Origin of the sequence: Streptomyces sp. NPDC088554 (assembly GCF_044752945.1) — a bacterium.
In the GTDB taxonomy this organism is placed as follows: Bacteria; Actinomycetota; Actinomycetes; order Streptomycetales; family Streptomycetaceae; genus Streptomyces.
The window spans coordinates 210479-230538 of sequence record NZ_JBIVMF010000003.1; the positions used below are offsets into that span (position 1 = coordinate 210479).

Below are 20060 nucleotides of genomic sequence, written 5' to 3' on the forward strand. Positions count from 1 at the left end.
ATCCTCCATTCGGTGGGCGGTGTCCAGAGGGCGTGCGACATTTTCGGCGGAGGGGGCCGGCTGTGGATCTGTACGAACACCGGGCGAGGGAGCTCTTCGCGGATCGCGGCATCGCGGTACCGGCGGCCGAGGTGGTGGCCGCGGCCGAGAGGCCGGCCCGGCCGCCGAACGGCTCGGCGGCCGGGCGGTCGTCAAGGCGCAGGTGAAGACCGGCGGGCGGTGTGAAGCTCGCCGCCGGCCCGGCCGCCGCCGTACTGACCATCCGTCAGATGCTCGCCACGGACATCGAGGGCCATGCGGTCGGTGCGGTGATGCTCGCCCAACCCGTGCACATCGAGGCCGAGTTCTGCGTCGACTACGTCCTCGACCGGGCGGCCGGGAGGTTCCTGGCCATCGCCTCCGCCGAGGGCGGCATGGAGAGCGAGGAGGTAGCCGCCACCCGCCCGGAAGCGGTGGCCCGTATCCCCGTCGACCCGGCGGAAGGCGTCACCGAGGCCGTCGCCACCCGGATCGCGGCGGCGGCCGGACTGCCGCCCGGCGCCGTTCCCGTACTCCGCGCGCCCTGGCAGGCGCTGATCCGCGAGGACGCCCTGCCGGTCGAGGTGGATCCGTTGGTACGGACCTCGGGCGGGCTGCTGCCCGCCCTCGACGGCAAAGTCACCCTGGACGACAACGCCCGCTTCCGGCAGGCGCGTTGGGGCGGCGCCGAGCCCGACCCGCACGGGGACCCGCTGGAGGCCGCGGCAGCCGCGAAGGGGCTCGGCTACGTCAAGCCCGACGGCACGGTCGGCGTCATCGGTAAATGGCGCCGGCCTCGGCATGTCCACCCTCGACGCGGTCGCGGGCTGCGGCGCCCGCCCCACCGGCTTCCTCCACATCGGGGGAGGGGCGTCGGCCGGGGTGATGGCGGCTGTGCTCTCCGTCATCCTCTCCGACCCGGACGTCAGGTCCGTCCTGGCCAGTGTCCTCGGTGGCATCGCCGCCTGCGACGCCGTCGCCGAGGGGATCGTCCGGGCCCTGGACTCCGTAACGCTGACCAAACCGCTGGTCGTACGCCTGGACGGGAACAGCGCGGCCCGTGGCAGGGCGATCCTCGCAGGCCGCGCGCATCCGCTCCTCGAACCGGGAACGGCCTGGTCGGACGCCTGGCGGCGCTGTCTCGCCGCCAGGCCCGAAGCCTTTCGCGACGACCGGGTACGCGTCTCTGGGCATCGCCCTGGCAGCCCGACGGCCGCCGGCTGCCCGCCACCACCGCCCGCCAGGCCGTACGCGCGAGCCTCGCCGCACACGCGTCTGGTGCCACACCCCCCTGCTCCGTTAGCGACCGCGACGAGCTGTTCGGCGGCTTCGGCCACTCCTGGCGCGGCGCCTTCGTCGGCGGCGAACCGTTCGTCCGTACGGTCGCCAACGGCCCCCCGGACGAACGCCCCCGGGCAACTTCCCTCACCACCGCCTGATGCCCCGACCGCCACCCCGCTGCTCCCGTCCCATCGCTGACCACCGGATATACGGGTGAGAGCCCCCTCGATCCCCTGGTATTGTTGACTCTGTCGCCGCGACCGAAAGGTTGCGGTTCGACCACTCGTCCGGGTGGCGGAATGGCAGACGCGCTAGCTTGAGGTGCTAGTGCCCTTTATCGGGCGTGGGGGTTCAAGTCCCCCCTCGGACACCAGGGTCATCCGACCAAGTGAAGCCGGTCAAACCGACGTTATGTCGTTTTGACCGGCTTTGTGTTGTGCTGGATGTGATCTGGCCCTCTGCGGGTTCGCAGAGGGCCAGATGCGTTTGTACTGGTCAGGCGGCGCGTGCGTGGATGCGGGTGTGCCAGGTGGCCTGGTCGATCTTCTTGGTCAGGAGGTCGGCGGTGGTGATGAGGGTCGAGGAGGCTGGGGCAGTACCAGGTGCCGTCGATGAGGAGAGCGTCGGCGTGGGATTCCTGGATGCCGAGCTGGTCGGTGCGGTAGTCCCAGACGGGTTTGTATCCGAGGTCGCGGACGGGGATGTGGAAGTCCTCGGGCTTGGCGGCGTTGTAGGCCTTGTATATCGGGTCGTGGTCGCTGAGTGGTTTGGGTGAGGTCGTTGATCCAGATCATGGAGGCGCGGAGGTGGAGTGCGGCGAGGTGGCTCTCGGGTGTCTTGTCGTAGCGAGTGGCGATGCCGCGCCATGCTTTGAGCTTGTTGGTTGGATGGGCCGCGCGACGAGGTGCCTGCCATGTGCAGGTCCTTTTCCGTACGGCCCCCTCCGAGTGAAGTAGGCCGCCGACGAGGTGCCCGTGGCGCGGGTCCTTTCCGACGGCCCCTTCCCGAACCGGACGGGCCCGATTTCCAGGCATCCGGCTCTCCAGTGATCACTTCCGTAGTACTGCGGTGGGACGCCCCGCGTGGATGTCTTCATGACAGCGACGACAGATCACCAGGGTCTTGCGCCGTCGCATCGCCATCAGATGGACCCATGCGGGTTCTCCCGGCGTCCGGGCCGGTTGAGATCGGCGAGTGTCCGCGTACTCGTTTGAGTTCACGTGTACGCCGACACAGCACGGTGACCATCGTGGCGAGGGCCGTGGCCGCAGAAGGTGTGTTTCTGGAGTGGACTTCGGCCTGCGGCGCGGGTCGGTATTCGGGTTTGTGGCAGGTAGGCACAGGGCGAAGACGCTGCCCGGGTGACGGGTTCATCGGCCCGGGTGGCGGGTTCATCGGCCCGGGTAGAGGGAGAGCGTGCGGCGTTCGCGCAGAGAGGTTCCCCGATGATCCGGGGAGGCCGTGGAGAAAACGAGCCGTTTCGGGTTCGGGCAGCGTGATCCGGCCCGTCCCGACAGGGTATTCGGTTGATTTTTCGCTCGCAGAAGCTTAATTCTCGGCGATCCCGAAGCAGGAAAGTGGCTTGATTGTTTTGGGTGACAGCTGGCTGAATTTCTTCTCCAGGAAAAGCGGGGCGTGTCATTCCGCCACGGCTGCACGAGTGTCGAACATCGAGATGGGCGCCATTATTCTCGCCTGCGACGGTATCCTGATCTCTGCTTTTCGGAGTATGTAAACCTGTGTCTCGTGGCTGGATCCACTCCATGAGATTCTCGCCAGCAGGTGTAAATCTCTTGGCATATACGTTCAGACCGTGCATGCTTGTTGTCGCCCGGAGGAGTCCGCCGGGCGGATGGACGTCGGCAACTTGGAAATCTGAAGTGGGTGTTTCTATTTCCATATTCTCGTCTCCCTACGTTGCATTCCAGTACGGAATAATATTCCGGCGCCTTCCTTAAGGCATTGTTGCATTTTTTATGAACGGGGATAAAATGCCTACAGGCGACGCGCCTAAGGTTTTATGGGAACAGGCTTCGGTTCCCTTCCGGTCCGTGCTCGGTAACTTCTGTTCCGGTATTACGGTTGTTACGGCGACAAGCCCTGACGGGCCGGTTGGATTCACTTGCCAGGCATTCTCTTCGCTCTCTCTGGACCCGCCGCAGGTGATGCTGTGCGTCAGCCGCACCTCGACCACCTGGCCGGTGATCAGCCGACTCCGGAACTTCTGCGTCAACATCCTCGCGGAGGATCAGCAGCGGTTGAGCGAGAGGTTCGCGCGTTCCGGAGGGGAGAAGTTCGGCGGCGTCAGCTGGGACGGGTCGCCCTGCGGATCCCCGCTGCTCACCGGCGCGTCCGCGTGGATCGAATGCGAGCTGAACGCCGAATACCCCGGTGGTGACCATGTGATCGTGGTCGCGGACGTGCGCTGGCTCCACGCCGGCCTGTCCGAGCGGCCGCTGCTGTACCACCGAGGCCGTTACACCGGCCTTCGCGCCACCGGCTGATCGGTCTCCGCTACCGGCACCCCGGATGCCCGCCGTTCGGTTCCGCCGCCTGTCGGCGTTCCCACGCCTCTCACCGATCACCCGTCGTCTGCACCTGTGCGGGCCGTTCCTTCTCCCCCGAGGCAGGCCCGTCCGGTCGTGTGCCTCGTACCAAGCAACTGATCAGTCAATCTCGCCGCCTTGAAACGCTCCGCCCGGCGCTTCCCGGAGGTGGGATGAGCCATGCCGCACGCCGCTGTGGCGCATCGCGGAATACTGAGGAGAACTCACATGCCGGAAACCGCCTTTTCGTCCGGACTGCTCGCCGGCCTCGACGTTTTTGTCGGAGGCCCGATCCAGCACGCCATCCTCCCCAACGGATTCGTCCACCAGCTGCAGGACGCCATCCAGACGGCGATCTCCGTCGCCGAGGAGAACGGAGCCAACACCTTCTCCGCCCACCGCGTGGAAGAGTTCGGCGCGCAGACCGCCGCGTTCACCCCGGAGCAGGTCTCCGTCCGGGACTTCCGCTGGATGCGCAAGTGTGATGTCTTTGTCCCGGTTCTGCCCGTCCTGGAAGACCTGACGCTGCGCCGCACCGACGGCACCCATGTGGAACTCGGGTGGGCGACTGCCCTTGGCCGCCCGATCGTGATGATCACCAAGCAGCCGTTCGTCGAGTCCGCCAGCCACCTCCTCAAGGGGCTGCACAAGGTCGGCTCCGTACGGACCATCAACTTCGACGAGTTCCTCGACAAGCCGAGCCTGCTGACCGAGACCATCCTTGCCGCCACCGAGCAGCAGCGCGAAGCGGTCAACGCCGGCTTTGTCGCCTGACAGTCGTTCCGGCCATCGATCAACTACCGCACCGGAGGACTGTGTGTCTGATCTATCCATATTGGGCATACCGATAGCCAACCCTGTGATTGTCGGTTCCGGGCTCCTGACCGATCAGGAGCGCAACATCCGTAAACTGATCGAAACGGGCGCGGGAGCCGTCGTCACCAAGACCATTCACCCGAGCCCGCCCACCGGACTGGACGAACGCATTATTCGGCTCCCGGTCGGAATGCTCAACAGCACCACCTACTCGAAGCGCTCGGTCAGCCACTGGCTGGGGGTGCTGCGCTCGTTCGCGGACGACGCGCTGCCGGTGATCGCCTCGATCCACGCCGACACACCGGCGGAACTCGCAGTCCTGGCGGCCGAGGTACAGGCCACCGGCTGCCGCGGGCTTGAACTCGGTATCTCCTGCCTCAATGAGGAGTCCGGGCTCCCAGACGACACCGCGGATCGGGTGTACTCGTACGCCTCCGAAGTCCGGGCCCGCACCTCGCTGCCCATCTCGGTCAAACTGGCCATCGGGGAGGGGCTGGAAGACCGGGTCCGTGCCGCCATCGCCGGCGGTGCGGACGCCGTCACCCTCAGCGATACCATCTCCGGGGCCGCAGTGGCCCCGGAGAGCGGCGAGTTGGAACTCGGAGGCGTGTACGGCTACTCGGGGCCCGGGATTAAACCACTGGTGCTCGCGGCGATCTGGCAGCTGCGCCGTCGGCGGTTCACCCTCCCGATCATGGGGGTCGGCGGCATCGCTTCCGGACGCGACGTTGCCGACTATCTCCAGGTCGGCGCGGACGTGACCCAGGTGTACACCGCGCTGCACACCGATATGTACGCCACCCTGGACCGGATCGTCACCGAGGCCGTAGCCATCACCGCGGTGCCGCAGGAGGCGCTGGCATGACCGGCTCGCGTCCGGGCTCCCGCTCCTACGCGGACCTGACCAGCGCCGAGGCGGCCGGCGTCCTAAGCGGTCACACCGTTGTATGGCCGGTCGGAGCCACGGAACAGCATGGGCCGCATCTGCCGCTGTCCGTCGACTCCGTGCTTGCCGAAGAGTTCGCCCGCGCGATCGCGGAGGAACTCGACGGCTTCGTGCTTCCGGTGCAGTCGGTGGCGGCCCGCTCGCTGCCGCAGAGCGGCGGGGGACTGTCCTTCCCCGGCACGCTGCACGTCAACGGCGACACTCTCATCCGGTTCCTGCGCGAGGCGCTGCTTTCGCTCACAGAGCTGCCCTTTTCGTGCCTGCTGGTGGTGAACGGCCACTTCGAGAACGAGCCATTCATCTTCGAGGCGCTGGACCAGGTGCGCCAGCAGGGCGCGCTCGATGGCAAAGAGGTACTCGCTTTCAGCTGGTGGAGCCTGGTCCAGGAGTCCTGGCTCCGAGCCGAGCTGCCGGAATTCCCCGGCTGGCACGCCGAGCATGCCGGGGTCACCGAGACCAGTCTGATGCTGTATCTCCGGCCCGATCTGGTACGAGAGGCCAGGCCAGGCCATGACAGGCCGCCGCGCAGTGGCGTCTACCTGCACCCCATCGACGTTGCCCGGACCACCAACGAGGGCGTGCTGTCGTCCACGAGCGGCTCCAGCAGAGCCCTCGGCGAAAAACTCTTCCACCACGTGGTTGCCGAGGCACTAGCCCTGATCCGCAGCGGCGAGGGACTGCTCGCCCGGAGTTGGCCGGAGCACCGGGGAGACTCGGCCGCTCCCGACGCCCACACCGTACCGACCACCACCATCAGAACCGAGGAGTCAGAGACATCATGAGCCGTCCGTTCCACCTCGCCTTCATCTTCAACTTCACCCCGGACGACTGGCAAGGCCCTTTCGGCTCGGGGGGCACGCCGTGGGACGGAAAATTCCACACAGAGGTCGCTCAGGCACTGGAACGTGCCTGCTTCGACTACGTCATCATTGAGGACAAGCTGATGGTGCCAGAGAGTTACGGCGGCTCCGCCGAGGCCGTGCTCAAGCAGGCCATGGTCGCGCCCAAGCATGACCCGGTGCCGCTGGCGGTCGCGATGGGGCTGGCGACACAGCACCTGGGCATCGTCGCCACCCTGTCCACAATGGCCTATCCGCCCTTCATGACGGCCCGGCTCTCCTCCACCATGGACAGCATGCTGGGCGGGCGGTTCGGCTGGAACATCGTCACCAGTGCCGAGGATCTGGCCGCGCAGAACTTCGGCATGGATGTACTGCCGCCACGTGATGTGCGGTACGAGATGGCCGACGAGTACGTGGACGTGGTCAAGCAGCTCTTCGAGTCCTGGGACAAGGACGCGATCGTCATTGACCGGGAGAAGGGGGTGTACGCCGACCACACCAAGGTCCGCCCGGTGCACTTCAAGGGCAAACACTTTTCGGTGCGCGGCCCGCTGAACACCGTACCTTCGCCGCAGCACCGCCCCGCGTTCGTCCAGGCGGGCGCGTCACCGCGCGGCCAGCGGTTCGCGGCCCGCAACGCCGACTCGATCATCGCGATCGGCAGCGGGATCGAGAGCATGCGGGAATTCCGCGAGAACATCCGCCAGTACGCGGCCGAGGCCGGCCGGGACCCCGACGAGATCAAGGTGCTTTTCTGCGTCACGCCCACCCTGGGGGAGACCCTGGAAGAGGCCGAGTCCAAACAGGCCCGGATGGTCTCGTCGCCGAGGTTCACACAGAACATCCTGGCCCAGATCTCCTCCCTCACGGAGATCGACTTCATGCAATTTGAACTGGACGAGCCGCTGCCGCGCAAGCTCACCACCAACGGTGAGCAGGGCTCACTGGACAAGTTCCAGCAGTGGGGCAGCGGGAAGACCCTGCGCCAGCTGGCGGTGGACGGAGCGGGCGGTTTGGTCTCGTCGGTCGAACTGATCGGCACCCCGGACCAGGTCGCCGAACGGATGGGCGAGATCATGGAAGAAGTGGGCGGCGACGGTTTCATGATCACGACGCCGCTGCTCCGGTTGAACCGGCGCTACATCACGGAGGTCGCGGACGGTCTCGTGCCTGCCCTCCAGCGCCGTGGCCTGACCCGCTCGGTGTACTCGCCCGGCGCGACCCTGCGGGAGAACCTCATGGAGTTCTGACCGGCCCTGGGCGGGACGTCGGCGCCGCAGGGGGAAACTGGCGCCAGCGATTCCGCCCGGCTGGTCCCCGCCGCAGAGGAACAGGGATGACACACAACCGCGCCACCGGGCTCGCCCTGGACGCTGCTGCCCAGGACCCCCTCTTCAAGGAGGTGTGCACGACCAAGTCCTTCGCCCCGATCCCTTCTCCGACGAGACGATCCGGGCTGTCCACGACCTGGTCAAGTACGGGGCCAACGGCGTTCGGCCAACAGCAACTGTGCGTGTTCGCATACGAGTTCTTCCTGGCGGCCATCGTGCCGTGCGCGTGGTCGTCAGCATCGGCCTCCTGGCCGAGGAAGGCGCATCCTTGCCACGGGCCGGGGCTGGATTACGAGAGGGCTTTCTCCGCCAGGTGATCGGACGACTGGCCGGTAGGTGGCCGCAGTGCGCTCGGCGGCCTCCCGTGGACGTCCAAGTACCAGCGGCCCCAGGTATCGAGCATGCCCGCTATGGAATCGAGGCTGCGGCCGGTCTCGGTCAGCGTGTATTCCACCCGGGGCGGCACCTCTCGGTAGACCGTGCGGTCGACCAGCCCGTCGGCCTCCATCTCGCGCAGCTGACGGGTGAGCATCCGTGCGGTGATACGCGGCAGACCACGCTTCAGCTCGCTGAACCTCTGTGTGCCGCACAGAAGTTGTTTGAGGATCGCCAGCTTCCAGCGGCCGCCGAGTACCTCCATTGCGATTTCGATCGCGCAGTAGTTCGGTGTGTCGTCGACGGGGCTTCGCATCGACAGCTCCCTTTGGTATACGGATTGGGACTATGGCACATGAATGACCGTACTTGCCAAGGCAATACCGAGCGAACGATAGTGCTGCCATGACCAACAGCACAGCATCGTTACGCTCTTCCCCGCCGCCGACGGAGAGGACCGCGAAGCAGCGCTGGCTGGTGCTGGCCGTGGTCTCCACCAGCCTTCTGCTGTGCGGGATTGACCTGACCGTGCTCCATGCGGCGGTGCCGAGCATGAGCATGGAGCTGCACCCCAGCAGCAGCGAACTGCTGTGGATCGTCGACATCTACTCGCTCACCCTCGCCGCGCTCCTGGTGACCTTCGGGACGCTGGGGGACCGGATCGGACGCAAGCGGATGGTGCTGAGCGGCTTCGCGCTGTTCGGACTCGCCTCCGCCGCCGCGGGTTTCTCCACCACCACCTCGCAGTTGATCGGCGCGCGCGTGCTCCTGGGCATCGGCGCGGCGATGATCATGGCGTCCACCGTCGCGATCATCCGGGTCGTCTTCACCGACGACCGCGAGCGCACCCTCGCCATCGGCGTCTGGACGGCCGCTCATAGCGTGGGCGCGACCCTCGGCCCGCTGGTGGGCGGAGTGCTCACCGAGCAGTGGGGCTGGGGGGCCGCCTTCCTCGTCAATGTGCCGATCGCGCTGATCATCCTGATCGTCGGTGCATATGTTATCCCCGAGTCGCGTAACCCCCGCCCCCGGCAGTGGGACCTCGCCAGTGTGGCGCTCTCGGTCACGGGTCTGGCCGGCGTGGTATACGCCCTCAAACAGGGAGGCGAGCATGCCGGCGTCGACACGGTGATCGTCCTCACCGCGGTCGGCGGCGCGGCCCTGCTGTACGTCTTCGTCCGCCGCCAACGTCGGCTCACCGAACCGCTCTTGGACTTCTCGCTCTTCTCCGACCGCCATTTCGCCGCCGCGACACTGTGCGTCATCGGATGCTTCGGCAGCTATGTGGCGCTGTTGTTCTTCCTCACCCAGTGGCTCCAGAACGTCGGTGGCTTCTCCCCGGTCAATGCCGGCCTGGCGCTGATGCCGCTGGCTGCCGCCAACGCCGTCGGCGCGATCACCGCCCCCTGGCTCTCGGCCCGCTGGGGCAACCGCTGGGTGCTCACCGGAGCGCTCGGTGTCTTTGCCCTCGCCATGGCGTTCATGGCGCTGGTGGGCGATACCGGAGCGTACCCCTTGCTCATCGCACCCCTCGTGGCTGCTGGGTACGGGGCGGGCATCGTTATGACGCTGGGCGCGGATTCCATCATGTCCGCCGCCGACCCGGACCGCTCGGGCGAGGCGGCCGCCATTCAGGAGACGTCCTTCGAGCTCGGAGCCGGTCTTGGCATCGCGGTCCTCGGCACCACGATGACCGCTGGCTACCGGCTCGCGATGCCGGATACCCCGGGCCTGAGCGAGTCGGACCGAGAGGTGGTCAAGGAATCCTTCTCCTCGGCCGAGGAACTCGCAGAGAAGCTCGAACCGCAGGCGGTCGGCCAGGTGATCGACGCGGCCAGAGCCGCGTACGACCAGGGCTTCACCACGGTCGCCGTGTTCGCCGCGATCGGGCTGTCCGGCACCGCGGTCCTGGCGGCCGTGCTGCTGCGGCCGCGCCCCGCCGACGGCTGACCCGCGCTTTCCGGGCCGGGGTCGGCGCTGGGCTGGGCGGCCCGGCGCCCGGCTCAACGGGGCTGTCCTCCTGCTCATGGATGTCGTCCTCGGCCGGACCGCCGCCGTCACGATCACAACCGCCACACTCCTCATGTTCACCGGACTGTGGTTCATCCTCCCGAGAGCACTACACCCCGCCCGCCTGTGAAGGACGCGGCGGAGTCCCCCGGAGCGGCGCCGACTGACCGCCGAAAAGACCCGGCCAGGCGGACCGAGTACAGAACCCTCCACGTGGTGCGGGACAGGGCACGGGTAGCGTCACAATCAGCTTCGCTCTCACACGTGGCCGGCCGGGACCCCCGCTTCCCCCGACCGGCTCCTCCTGGACAAACCAGGTCGAGCGCTACTGACGGACAAACACATCCGCCACAGCGTGCACACCTCCGTCCAGACCCTGGACCGCGACATCCGTCACCAACGCTCTACCGGTGCGCCCCAACCCATCGAACATGCTGTCCACCACAAACGCTCAGGACGCTCATCATGGACTGATCGACGAAGATCGCCTCGTTGTCGCCGTCCGGCTGCGATCACGTGCGTGCCCTCGGCCGCGAAGGCCCGGGCGGTGCCCGGCCGATCCCGGTGCCGGCCCCGGTGACGGCGATGGTCCTGCTGTTCTGCTGCGCGGCACTGTTGTCCATGCCGGTCATCGTTCAACCCTGCCGCCGGTGACAAGGTCAAACAGCGCCTGATCGGCCGTGGTCACCGGGGGCGTACCCAGGTGCCACCAGCCCGGGCGGCGAGCGTGGTGGTGACCTGGTGGTGGCCCAGGGCGTCGGCGACCACCGGGGCCGGCATCTCCTGAAGTCGCTGACGGATGGCGGCGTCGCGTGCGGCAGCGGTCGGAATGCCGATCTCGTTGAGGAGCGCGGACAGGTGGTCGGCGCGGAATGGCCGGCCTGCCCGGCGGCCGGGGAAGAGTCGGCGGGAGGCCGAGTTGGTGGCCGTGTTCATGTTGTAACGGTGCCCGATGTACTCCAGAAGCAGGCCGGCAGCGGGTTTCGGGGACGGGCGAGGGCGGGTCGCCGTCCGTTGAAGCGCCGTGAAGTGCCCGCTCACGGCATCGGTCGGGCCCCCGGCGCCATGGAGTCGATCTATGACCTGATCTCCTGGTTGGCCGTCCACCAGGAAGCGATCTGGGCACGGGCACAGAAGCCGAACTTGGCCAGGATGTTCTCGACATGTCCGTCGACCGTGCGGGGTGAGCGTCCGAGCGTGGAAGCGATCTGTCGGTTGCTCATCCCCTTGGCCACCAACGCGGCCACTTCCTGCTCCCGGCGCGTCAGCGGGCTCAGGACGGGAACCAGGGCGGTCGGTACGGGTTCGCTGCGCAGGGCGTAGGCGATGGTCTCGTCGGGGCAACGATGGCTGCCGCCCTCCGTGAGGAGTTCCTCGTACGTCGCCGGGCCCAGGGCCCGTACGATCACTTCCTCGCACTGGGCGTGCTGGTCCACCATGTGGGGTCCGAACGTCGAGATGGGGGTGTCGGTGTCCTGCCACAGGGCGCGCGCGGCCCCCAACAGCCGCCCCGCGTACCGGTATTCAGTGCTCGCGGCGGTGACCCAGGCGAGCTGCTCGACCATCAGGGCGACTCTGAGGTAGTTGGTGAAGCCCCGTTCGTTCTCCAGCGCGGTCCGGATCATGAGCGCGGCCTCCTTCAGGTCGCCACGCATCCAGGCGTCGTAGCCGAGCGTCCACTGGGCGTGCGCGCGGACCAGCCGCTCGTCGTGCGCCTCGGCAAGTGTGACCGCCTCCCGACAGGTCTGCGTGGTGCGCGGATCCCCGAGGTGGGACTGAGCGGTGGCCAGCAGAATCAACGCGTAGACCGCCCCGATCTCCTCGTCCGTCCCCTTGTGGGCGGCCACCGCTTCCTCCAGCAAGGACACGGCGTCCGCCAGTCGACCGCCGAACAGCGCCAACGTGCCGCGCAGGCTTTTGACGTGGGCGCACACCACCCGGTCGGTCAGCTCCTCCCCCAGCTCCGCCGCCTCGTCCAGCCACCCGTACGCCGCCTCGTGATCGCGCTGCAGCACCGCGACCCAGGCCGCGACCCACAGGGCCCGGGCACGCGCCGGAGTGGGTTCGGGCGCGGCGGCGAGCGCTTGGTCGAGCCAACGGCGTCCCTCGCCGAGCCATCCGCCCTCGCACCAGTAGAAACGCAGCGCGGCGGCCAGCGCCAGAGTGGCCTGCGGTTCGCCGCCCAGATCCAGCGCCACGCGCAGGTTGGCGTACTCCGCGCGCATCCGCGTCAGGCTCTCCAGCTGGCCGGGGCCGTACCAGCCGTCGGCGATCCCCTCGGCGAGACCCAGGTAGAAGGCGTGGTGGCGGCGCCGTACCCGCTGTTCCTCGCCGGACTCCGCGAGCCGCTCCCGGCCGTACCGGCGGATGGTCTCAAGGAGTCGATAGCGCGCCAGACCCGCTTGCTCGCAGGGAAGGACCACGGACTGGACGACCAGGCGGTCGAGGAGATCGAGTACCTCGCCCCGCTCGATGCCGTCGCCCACGCAGACGGCCTCGGCCGCGTCGAGGCCGAAGTCGTAGGCGAAGACCGACAGCCGTCGCCACAGCAACCGCTCGGCCGGGGTGCACAGCTCGTGGCTCCAGTCGATCAACCCGCGCAGTGTCCGCTGGTGCGGCTGGGCGACCCGGCTGCCGTTGGCGAGCAGCCCAAAACGGTCCTCCAGCCGGTTCAACGCCTCGTCGAGGGTGAGGGTCCGCAGCCGGGACGCGGCCAACTCGATAGCCAGCGGCAGACAGTCCAGGTCGTCACAGAGTTTGCGGACCTGGGCGCGGTTGTCGTCGGTGATCCGGAACTCCGGACGCACCGCGGTGGTCCGGTCCCGCAGCAGTTCAACCGCGGCGTCCGGCGCCAGCGGAGGAACGGCGAAGACGTGCTCGCCGTAGATGCCCAGCGCCTGACGGCTCGTCGTCAGGATGCGCAGCCCGGGGCACGCCGACAGCAATCCATGCGCCAACTCGGCGCAGGCGTTGACGAGATGCTCGCAGTTGTCCAGCACGATCAGCGGACCGCGACGGGTCAGAAAGGCGGCGAGTTGGTCGATGACAGGTCGGGTGCCCAGGTCCGGCACCCCCAGCGCGGTCGCCATGGCGTTCGCCACCGACGTGGGGTCCCGCACCGGGGCCAAGTCCACCAGCCACACCCCGTCCGTGAAATCCGTCGCCGACGCGGCGGCCACCTCCAGCGCCAGTCGTGTCTTGCCCACCCCTCCTGCGCCGGTGAGTGTCAGCAGTCGTGTCGTCCCCAGACGGTGGCGGACTTCGGCGAGGGCCCGGCCCCTGCCCACGAACGTGGTCAGGGCCGCCGGCAGATTCCCCACGCCCACGCCCGGTATCTCGATGATCATGTTCCTTCTCGCCTTCAAACAAGCTCGCACCCGTCCTGGAACATCGAGGACGTCTGTGCGGTGGCAGCACGCTTCATTGCGGGCGGTCGGGGTCGGTCCTGTCGCCGTGCCCCAACTCTCCCACCCTGTCTCACCGATTGTTACGAAGGGGACATTCGGAACAATCTTGATGTCCGACACTCAGGGAAGCAGAACGGGACACGACGGCATGTATGCCACTGAACAGTATCCAGCGCACCAGCGGCCGGGAGCGAGCTGTGACTGACCTCTCATGAGTATGTTCGGGCCGCGAGGGGCGCCCGCCGCGGCCGAAGGCGGACGCTGCCTGGCATCTGCACGCGGCGACCGACGGGCGATCAACGCCTTCCACGGCAGAGCCGGGCTCGGGCACAGTCGGGCGGAACAGCGAGCGGATCCGTGCACGCGGGCACATGCCGCCCCGGCGAGCGTCAGCGAACGGCGACTGCCGGCCTGGCCCGGTAGCGGCCTGCCGGATGGAGGCGTTTCGCGCTCCAACCGTGCGCGCTTCCGGGCCCCAAGAGATGAACGTCGGGTCGCTGGAGGGCCACGGCGCTCGTGGCACCGCTGCCGGGGTCCAGGAAGAACTGAGCGGACCCGGCATCGGGGTGCGCGTCGCCTCCGGACCGCCGCCCGCCCTCCAGCACGGTCCGGTCCCTCGATGTCCGCCCTCGGAGTCCGTCGTGGAGGTCACCGGCCGCCGCCAGGGTCGGCATGAGCGGTGACATCAACGTACTGGCGGACGACTCCTCACGTACCCGGAACGTATCCGGACGATGTCATCCTCCGGGGGGCGAGGCATCGGCCGAATCGGACACCGAAGCAAGGCGTGCACCCGATCACCCCGAGGCGGCCGTGGAGCGGTACAGGCGCGCACAGATACTGCCGGCACCGGGCTTCGGGCCCCCGGCGGCAGGGCGACCGGGAGGGGACCGGAGCAGGCGCCCGGGGCCGCGCTGGGGAGCATACGAGGTGTCCCACTCGACCCGCCGACGAGTGAGCCCCCTCGACGCCCCGGGCCCGGCCTGTATGCCAAGGCGTTCACGACAGGCGGACCGAGCGGCAAACCGACCGGGCCATCGCCCACGCCCTGAAAACCCATGCCTGACCGGTTCCGGGCTCGGACGCTCCCCGCGCCCCCATCGCGTCCCGGCGGACAGCGAACCAGGCGCCCACACGCTGGGGCAACCCCGTAGAACCACCCGGATGCGGGGCCGGGCCGGGCCCCGCAGAAGTACGTATGGCCTCGGGACGCATTCCGCACCCAACCTTCCTGACATGACCCACGACAGGGCGCGCCCTCCTGTGCCGCGGTCCTCGGACCCGCTGCAGGAGTGCACCTCCGTCACGGGCCGACAGCGGTCGGCAACCGGAACCGTGACGGAAACGCGCCCGGCCGATGTCGGTCGCCGACTGCGTCGCGTCGCGTACGGCAATCGCCGTACGCGGCAATCCATTTCATGGGCCGCTCACCAGATCATCAAGGAGCTCATATGACAACCGAGGCGCGGGGCGGACTTCCCCGGAGATCATTTCTCGCCGCTGCGACGGCCGTGGTGGCCACCAGCGTGATGGCCGGCGGCCTGGTGTTCGCCGACGCCCCCGGCGCCGCCGCCGCGACCGGCGCGAACGTCACCTGGCGGATCAGCAGCGAGCCCTCCGACGCCCGGGGCGGCTACGTGGGCATGCTCAACGCCATCAGGCAGGCGGTCAGGGGCGGCAGGCTCGACTCATTGGGCGGCCCCCCTGTCGATGTCACCGACATCAACGGGACCAACCAGTACATCACCGTGGACCTGCACACCGAGGGACAGCTCAGCTTCATCCGGCTGTTCCTCCGCCGTTCGGACAGCTACCTCATGGGATGGCGATGGGGTACCGAGGACGCCGACGACCGCACCATCGTGTACTGGCCCTCCGCCAGCACACGCAGCTTCTTCACGCTGGATGCGTCGGTGGCGCCGACCCTGTCGGACGGGACCGACAACCCCGCTCGGCTGCCGGGATCCACGGTCGCGAACACCAACACGCGGTTCGAGACCCTGGCGACCTACGGCAACCTGCAGCAGCAGGGCGCCACCCGCGACGGCATGCAGATAAGTCCCGCCAACTTCGACACCGCCGTGACACGACTTCTGAACGGTGAGAACGTCGAGACCAGGCTCGCGGCGGCGTCGATCCTCCTGCTCATCGTGGGGGTCGCCGAGGCATCCCGGTTCCGGGAGCAGGCGCGGGAGACCGCGGTGGCGTTCGGCCGGGGCGTGTCGTTCGCCCTCAGCGCGACGCACATCGCGTTCCACAACAACTGGAGCAGGCTCAGCAGGGGATTCCTGGTGGCGGTCATCGCGGGGACGGCCGTCTTCGCGACGCCTGTCGAGGTCGCCGGCATCGTCATCGGGACCACGGTGGCCGCCGCGGCCTATCTCATGACGGCCTACCACTCGGACCTCGATACCAAGGGCAAGCACTTCCTTGAAGGCAGCCTGCTGTACGTCTCGCAGGACGGCCTCGGCGACCAGGGGACCGTGCAGGCCGCGATCGACGCCCTTCCCGACTCGGGCTCGAACAGCATCCTCATCGACAAGGGCACCTACAACGAGGTCATCAGCGTCCCGAGCAGCAGGCCCTGGCTGACGATCAGGGGCGTCAGCGGCAGCCCTGGCGACGTTGTGATCAGCTACGAGAGGGCCCACGGGACGCTCAAGCCCGACGGCACTCAGTGGGGCACCCAGGGCAGCGCCGTGGCGACCTTCAAGGCGCACGACCTGTTCGTGCAGGACCTCACGATCCAGAACACGTTCGACCCCGCGAAACACCCGGAAATCAACGCCTTCGAGACACAGGCGGTCGCGCTGGCCGCCATGGGCGACCGGCAGGTCTTCGGCAATGTCCGGCTCATCGGCATCCAGGACACGGTGCTGGCCAAGGCGCCGGTCGCCACCACCCAGACCCGGCAGTACATCTACAACAGCTACATCGAGGGCTCGATCGACTTCGTCTTCGGCAACGCCACCGCGGTGATCGACCGGTGCCAGATCGCCGTGAAGAACTGGGTCGGCGGCACGATACTGGCACCGAACACCGACAAGAGCATCAAGTACGGGATCCTGATCGTCAGCAGCACGATCAGCACCGACGGCGTACCCGCGAAGACGATGTACCTCGGTCGGCCGTGGCACAACACGGCGGACGCCTGGCCCCAGGCGGTGGTCCGGGACAGCGCGGTGCACGCGGGCATCGACACCGACCAGCCCTGGACGGACATGACCCCCGACTACTCCTGGTCGTCGGCCCGGTTCAAGGAGTACAACAACGACGGCCCCGGAGCGGGCTTCGGCACGAACGCCCCGCAGCTGACCGACAGCGAGGCGGCCGACTACACCGCCGAGAAGTACCTGGCCGGCTCCGACGGTTGGAACCCTGTCTGGTGATCGCACCAAGGGAACGGGGAACCCCCGCCCTCGTGGCGAGGTGAACCGTGGTGGGGCCGGGACAGCATGCCTGTCCCGGCCCCACGATGTGTTCGCTCGCGCCCTCCGGGATTCCCCACCACATAGGTCTGGTCTGGTCCTCGCTGAGGTCGCTCAGCAGCCGGAAGGCGCGGTGTGCCGTTCATGAGGGCCGCACTCGCCCCGGTCCGACAACGAGGAAGGTGATGGGAGGCTCCTGGGCGCCCACGAGGCTCTGCCCGGCGCCGTCGGACGCGGGGAGGCAGGGCCGGTCGTCCACGGGCGCGGTACGACCGGCCGGAAGTCCTGTCGTACCGCGCCCTTGTCGTTCGGCAGGGGACGCACGCAGCGACCCGGCGCCTCGAACCCCGGGTCCGTCATCGCTGAGGCCCCGTCCCGGGACGGAGGGGTGTTGTGGTGGCTGCGTGGGTCCGTTCACTCCTCGATCGCCCCGCCGATGGACCGGAGGTGTCGGCGGAACGTCGTACCGTCCTGGTCCCGCGCGGCGAGGTAGTCGGAGAACCTGGCCTGGTCCCGGAAGCTGTCGCCGAGGTTCATACGGGCCGCCTGGTGCCGTTCGGTGTCTCTGATCGTACTCGCCAGCCCGGCGATGTCCGCGGCACGGTCGAGCGGCAGGAACAGTACGCCGTCGTCGTCGGCGAGCACGAAGTCGTCCCTGGTCACGAGGTGGTCGCCCACCCGCGCGGAGACGAGCGCGTCCGGTTCCCACGCGTCGAGGCGTTGTGGACCAGTGGGGAGCGCTCCCTGGCTGAACACGGGCAGCCGGATGGTGCGCAGCTCGGAGGTGTCCCGGTGCAGCCCCCAGATCACGATGCCGGAGAGCCCTGCGTGCCGGACCTCGAGGGTGATGAGGTCGCCGACACATGCCTCGTCGTCCCGTCCGGCGTTGTCGACCACGAGCACGTCGCCGGGCTCGGCGTGTTCGAGGGCTTCGAGGAAGACATCGACGCTGCCGTAGTGGCGCGCCGGTTGGACCCGGCCGACGATGTGCGTGTCATCCCATACGGAGCGGACGTTCGCCGGTGCCTGTCGGACGGGGATGCCGAGGCGCATGATCGCATCGGCGACGTGCGGTGTGGTGAGGTCGAGGTAGGTGCGTTGCAGCTCAAGCGGGTTCATGGGGCGAGTTCCTCGGTCGGTTCGGGGGCGCGGAGGTCACGGAGAAAGTGGTTGTGCCGGTTGGTCATCGCGATCGAGTACCGCCACCCCCGGCCGACGCGGGTGGGCTGGAGCCCGCTCAGGGTCTCGGTGGGCGAGTCGTGGACGGTCAGGCTGCCGTCGCCCTCCCAGACAGGCCCGGCCTGTACGTTCTCGGCTTGCAGGCGTACGAGCTCGAACACCGCGGGCCGGTCGTGTCGCCCCTCGAACATGGAGGGGAAGTGCCGCAGCGCGACGATGGGGCGGCTGCCGAACGTGACGGCGGAGCCGTCCGCGGGCCCGGTCAGCCGGACGTGGCCCTCGGCGATCCGGCGGTCCTTGACCGCGACGGTTCCGGCGAACACTCCACCGGCCCCGAGCGCGGGGGACGCCACCGACGCGACGCCCATCGACCGGGTGACCCAGACCGAGCCGATCTTCTTCGGGTACCCCAGCGCCCAGCCGCGCGCGAGCGAGGTGTCCTGATCCACGATGATGTACGGGCAGTAGTGCATCGGGGCGCCCTCGTACAGGACACTCGCCAGCACGATGCACTCGCGGTACTGAGCACGTACCGGGTCCAGCAGCTCCCCGCCCGAGTCGGTGCACGCCTGCCACTCGACGAACGAGACGGTCAGCAGACCGCGCTCCTCCGGGTGAAGCGTCAGCCCCGGTGGCAACAGCGCCTCGATCACGGCCGGATCGGCCCACGCCTCGATCGTCACGAAGTCCGCGGCATAGTGCCACGGTGGACGTGGGGCGATGCTCGCCGCGCCGTTGGCGGAGAACGGGCCCATGAAGCCCTGGGCGGTACCGAGCCGTGACATCGGGGCTCCCTCCATCTGTTCGTAATTCTCGGCAGAGCAGGCAAGCCGGGCACGATGAACGCAGGCGCCGGAGCCTCTGGAGAGCGTAGTCATGAATCGGTGACAGGTTTTTGCGTCTCTTCCCCGGGCTGTGGGCGAGCCCGGAAGATTCTTGCTCGGAAATCGCGGAGAGCTGATCATTTACTCCTCGGTGCCGTGCGACGTAGGCCAGTCCGGCTCTGAGGGACGGTCACCTTGGCGGCCGGATCGCGCTGGACCGGATCGCATGACGAAAACACACGACGGACATTGTTGTGGCTGCCGTGCCCGACGTGCGGCGGCACGCGCGTCGGCCGGTCCGGGGCGGGTGGCGCGGGAGCGGCGGACGTACCCGGGGCGAACCCGAGGAGGCCGGGAGCGAGATTCTCCGAGCTCGGCGGGTGCGGGAGTCGGAGAAAGGAGAACCCGCAGACCTTCTGCGGAATTCAGCTCGAACTGGCCGAGGAATCCGAACTCGTCTCTATGGCGCGGGGATCAATGGAGATGGGTGATGTACGCACCAGGGGCTTCCACGAATAGCAGGCTACGGGGGTCCTCCATCAATGGTCCGATGAGGACGGCGACGTCCCGGGCGCCTTGGTCGTGAGCGGGTGAGCGGGGGACCGGATGATTCAGTGGGAGGTTCGGTTCGGTTGTCATGATCGTGGCCTGGTGTGGTGCAAAGGGTGAGGGAATGAGGCAGCGCACGGTGTGGCCGGGCCTTGGGAGCGCCGGGGGAGGTGCTGCGGCACAGCCGGTTCCTGGGGTCGGTGTGGGGGGCGGTTATCAAGTCCGCTACGCCGCTGAGGGGTTCGTAGCCGCCGACGGGGAAGTTCACGGTAGGGAATCCGCCGCCGCGTCCTGGCCGACAGTGGTCTTCCGGCGCGGGAGGGGCGCGCCGGAGTGGCTCGGATGAGGCCCCGTCCCAGGCGGCGGATGACGGGCAGCTCTCGCCGGCGCGCTTCGCGCGGTGAGGGGAATCACGCGGAACGGGCCGGGTCGGCCCGTCGTTTGCTGTTTGCGCTTCCACATCGGCAGATGTGTGCATCATGAAATAGTTGAGAGTTGTACTGCATTG

The 20060-nt window shown here is 68.1% G+C and carries 15 protein-coding genes, 1 tRNA gene and 1 pseudogene; 11 read left to right on the plus strand and 6 right to left on the minus strand.

Annotated features, from left to right (window positions below):
* Window positions 1-62 precede the first annotated feature (62 nt).
* From ACIP8W_RS04875 to ACIP8W_RS04885, 3 genes and pseudogenes are all read left to right on the plus strand, one after another.
* Window positions 63-1155, plus strand: a pseudogene (locus ACIP8W_RS04875) (ATP-grasp domain-containing protein); the annotation flags it as partial.
* A gap of 429 nt (window positions 1156-1584) precedes the next feature.
* A tRNA-Leu gene (locus ACIP8W_RS04880) sits at window positions 1585-1672 on the plus strand.
* A gap of 156 nt (window positions 1673-1828) precedes the next feature.
* Complete coding sequence (locus ACIP8W_RS04885) at window positions 1829-2074, plus strand: hypothetical protein (RefSeq protein WP_402202054.1); 246 nt, start codon at window positions 1829-1831, stop codon at window positions 2072-2074.
* Window positions 2075-2348: 274 nt separating this feature from the next.
* On the opposite strand, the gene ACIP8W_RS04890 is transcribed toward ACIP8W_RS04885, so the two are convergent.
* Window positions 2349-2519 (minus strand): hypothetical protein, encoded by a 171-nt coding sequence (locus ACIP8W_RS04890; protein WP_401953055.1) that lies wholly within the window; start codon window positions 2517-2519, stop codon window positions 2349-2351.
* Window positions 2520-3290: 771 nt separating this feature from the next.
* Here ACIP8W_RS04890 and ACIP8W_RS04895 point away from each other — a divergent pair.
* From ACIP8W_RS04895 to ACIP8W_RS04915, 5 genes are all read left to right on the plus strand, one after another.
* Window positions 3291-3803, plus strand: a complete 513-nt coding sequence (locus tag ACIP8W_RS04895) for a flavin reductase family protein (protein ID WP_401953058.1) — start codon at window positions 3291-3293, stop codon at window positions 3801-3803.
* Between the two features lie 270 nt (window positions 3804-4073).
* Window positions 4074-4619: a nucleoside 2-deoxyribosyltransferase gene (locus ACIP8W_RS04900; protein ID WP_401953061.1), complete on the plus strand. Its 546-nt coding sequence runs from the start codon at window positions 4074-4076 to the stop codon at window positions 4617-4619.
* A gap of 43 nt (window positions 4620-4662) precedes the next feature.
* Entirely contained in the window at window positions 4663-5526 is an 864-nt protein-coding gene (locus tag ACIP8W_RS04905; protein ID WP_401953064.1) for a dihydroorotate dehydrogenase, read from the plus strand.
* A complete protein-coding gene (locus tag ACIP8W_RS04910; RefSeq protein WP_402149469.1) occupies window positions 5523-6389 on the plus strand; it encodes a creatininase family protein in 867 nt (288 codons plus the stop codon). The genes ACIP8W_RS04905 and ACIP8W_RS04910 overlap by 4 nt, the downstream gene beginning before the upstream one ends.
* Window positions 6386-7699: an NtaA/DmoA family FMN-dependent monooxygenase gene (locus tag ACIP8W_RS04915; protein ID WP_401953070.1), complete on the plus strand. Its 1314-nt coding sequence runs from the start codon at window positions 6386-6388 to the stop codon at window positions 7697-7699. Before ACIP8W_RS04910 ends, ACIP8W_RS04915 begins: the two co-directional genes overlap by 4 nt.
* Before the next feature lie 370 nt (window positions 7700-8069).
* On the opposite strand, the gene ACIP8W_RS04920 is transcribed toward ACIP8W_RS04915, so the two are convergent.
* Entirely contained in the window at window positions 8070-8471 is a 402-nt protein-coding gene (locus ACIP8W_RS04920) for a winged helix-turn-helix transcriptional regulator (protein WP_401953073.1), read from the minus strand.
* An 89-nt stretch (window positions 8472-8560) separates the two neighbouring features.
* Here ACIP8W_RS04920 and ACIP8W_RS04925 point away from each other — a divergent pair, with 89 nt between their 5' ends.
* Window positions 8561-10105, plus strand: a complete 1545-nt coding sequence (locus tag ACIP8W_RS04925) for an MFS transporter (RefSeq protein WP_401953076.1) — start codon at window positions 8561-8563, stop codon at window positions 10103-10105.
* A gap of 744 nt (window positions 10106-10849) precedes the next feature.
* Here ACIP8W_RS04925 and ACIP8W_RS04930 read toward each other — a convergent pair.
* Entirely contained in the window at window positions 10850-11101 is a 252-nt protein-coding gene (locus ACIP8W_RS04930) for a hypothetical protein (RefSeq protein WP_401953081.1), read from the minus strand.
* A gap of 140 nt (window positions 11102-11241) precedes the next feature.
* Entirely contained in the window at window positions 11242-13512 is a 2271-nt protein-coding gene (locus ACIP8W_RS04935; RefSeq protein ID WP_402201951.1) for a LuxR C-terminal-related transcriptional regulator, read from the minus strand.
* A 518-nt stretch (window positions 13513-14030) separates the two neighbouring features.
* On the opposite strand from ACIP8W_RS04935, the gene ACIP8W_RS04940 reads away from it, so the two are divergent.
* On the plus strand, window positions 14031-14255 hold the full coding sequence (locus ACIP8W_RS04940) for a hypothetical protein (RefSeq protein ID WP_401953086.1): 225 nt from the start codon (window positions 14031-14033) through the stop codon (window positions 14253-14255).
* A gap of 768 nt (window positions 14256-15023) precedes the next feature.
* A complete protein-coding gene (locus ACIP8W_RS04945) occupies window positions 15024-16961 on the plus strand; it encodes a pectinesterase family protein (protein WP_401953088.1) in 1938 nt (645 codons plus the stop codon).
* Window positions 16962-17414: 453 nt separating this feature from the next.
* Here ACIP8W_RS04945 and ACIP8W_RS04950 read toward each other — a convergent pair whose 3' ends face one another.
* Entirely contained in the window at window positions 17415-18119 is a 705-nt protein-coding gene (locus tag ACIP8W_RS04950; protein ID WP_401953091.1) for an RraA family protein, read from the minus strand.
* Window positions 18116-18964, minus strand: a complete 849-nt coding sequence (locus ACIP8W_RS04955; protein WP_401953094.1) for an acetoacetate decarboxylase family protein — start codon at window positions 18962-18964, stop codon at window positions 18116-18118. The genes ACIP8W_RS04950 and ACIP8W_RS04955 overlap by 4 nt, the downstream gene beginning before the upstream one ends.
* Window positions 18965-20060 lie beyond the last annotated feature (1096 nt).

Coding starts and splice junctions, on each gene's coding strand:
- ACIP8W_RS04895 (WP_401953058.1), top strand. CDS start 3,291: ATGCCTACAGGCGACGCGCCTAAGGTTTTATGGGAACAGGCTTCGGTT.
- ACIP8W_RS04900 (WP_401953061.1), top strand. CDS start 4,074: ATGCCGGAAACCGCCTTTTCGTCCGGACTGCTCGCCGGCCTCGACGTT.
- ACIP8W_RS04910 (WP_402149469.1), top strand. CDS start 5,523: ATGACCGGCTCGCGTCCGGGCTCCCGCTCCTACGCGGACCTGACCAGC.
- ACIP8W_RS04915 (WP_401953070.1), top strand. CDS start 6,386: ATGAGCCGTCCGTTCCACCTCGCCTTCATCTTCAACTTCACCCCGGAC.
- ACIP8W_RS04920 (WP_401953073.1), bottom strand. CDS start 8,471: ATGCGAAGCCCCGTCGACGACACACCGAACTACTGCGCGATCGAAATC.
- ACIP8W_RS04925 (WP_401953076.1), top strand. CDS start 8,561: ATGACCAACAGCACAGCATCGTTACGCTCTTCCCCGCCGCCGACGGAG.
- ACIP8W_RS04930 (WP_401953081.1), bottom strand. CDS start 11,101: ATGAACACGGCCACCAACTCGGCCTCCCGCCGACTCTTCCCCGGCCGC.
- ACIP8W_RS04935 (WP_402201951.1), bottom strand. CDS start 13,512: ATGATCATCGAGATACCGGGCGTGGGCGTGGGGAATCTGCCGGCGGCC.
- ACIP8W_RS04945 (WP_401953088.1), top strand. CDS start 15,024: ATGACAACCGAGGCGCGGGGCGGACTTCCCCGGAGATCATTTCTCGCC.
- ACIP8W_RS04950 (WP_401953091.1), bottom strand. CDS start 18,119: ATGAACCCGCTTGAGCTGCAACGCACCTACCTCGACCTCACCACACCG.
- ACIP8W_RS04955 (WP_401953094.1), bottom strand. CDS start 18,964: ATGTCACGGCTCGGTACCGCCCAGGGCTTCATGGGCCCGTTCTCCGCC.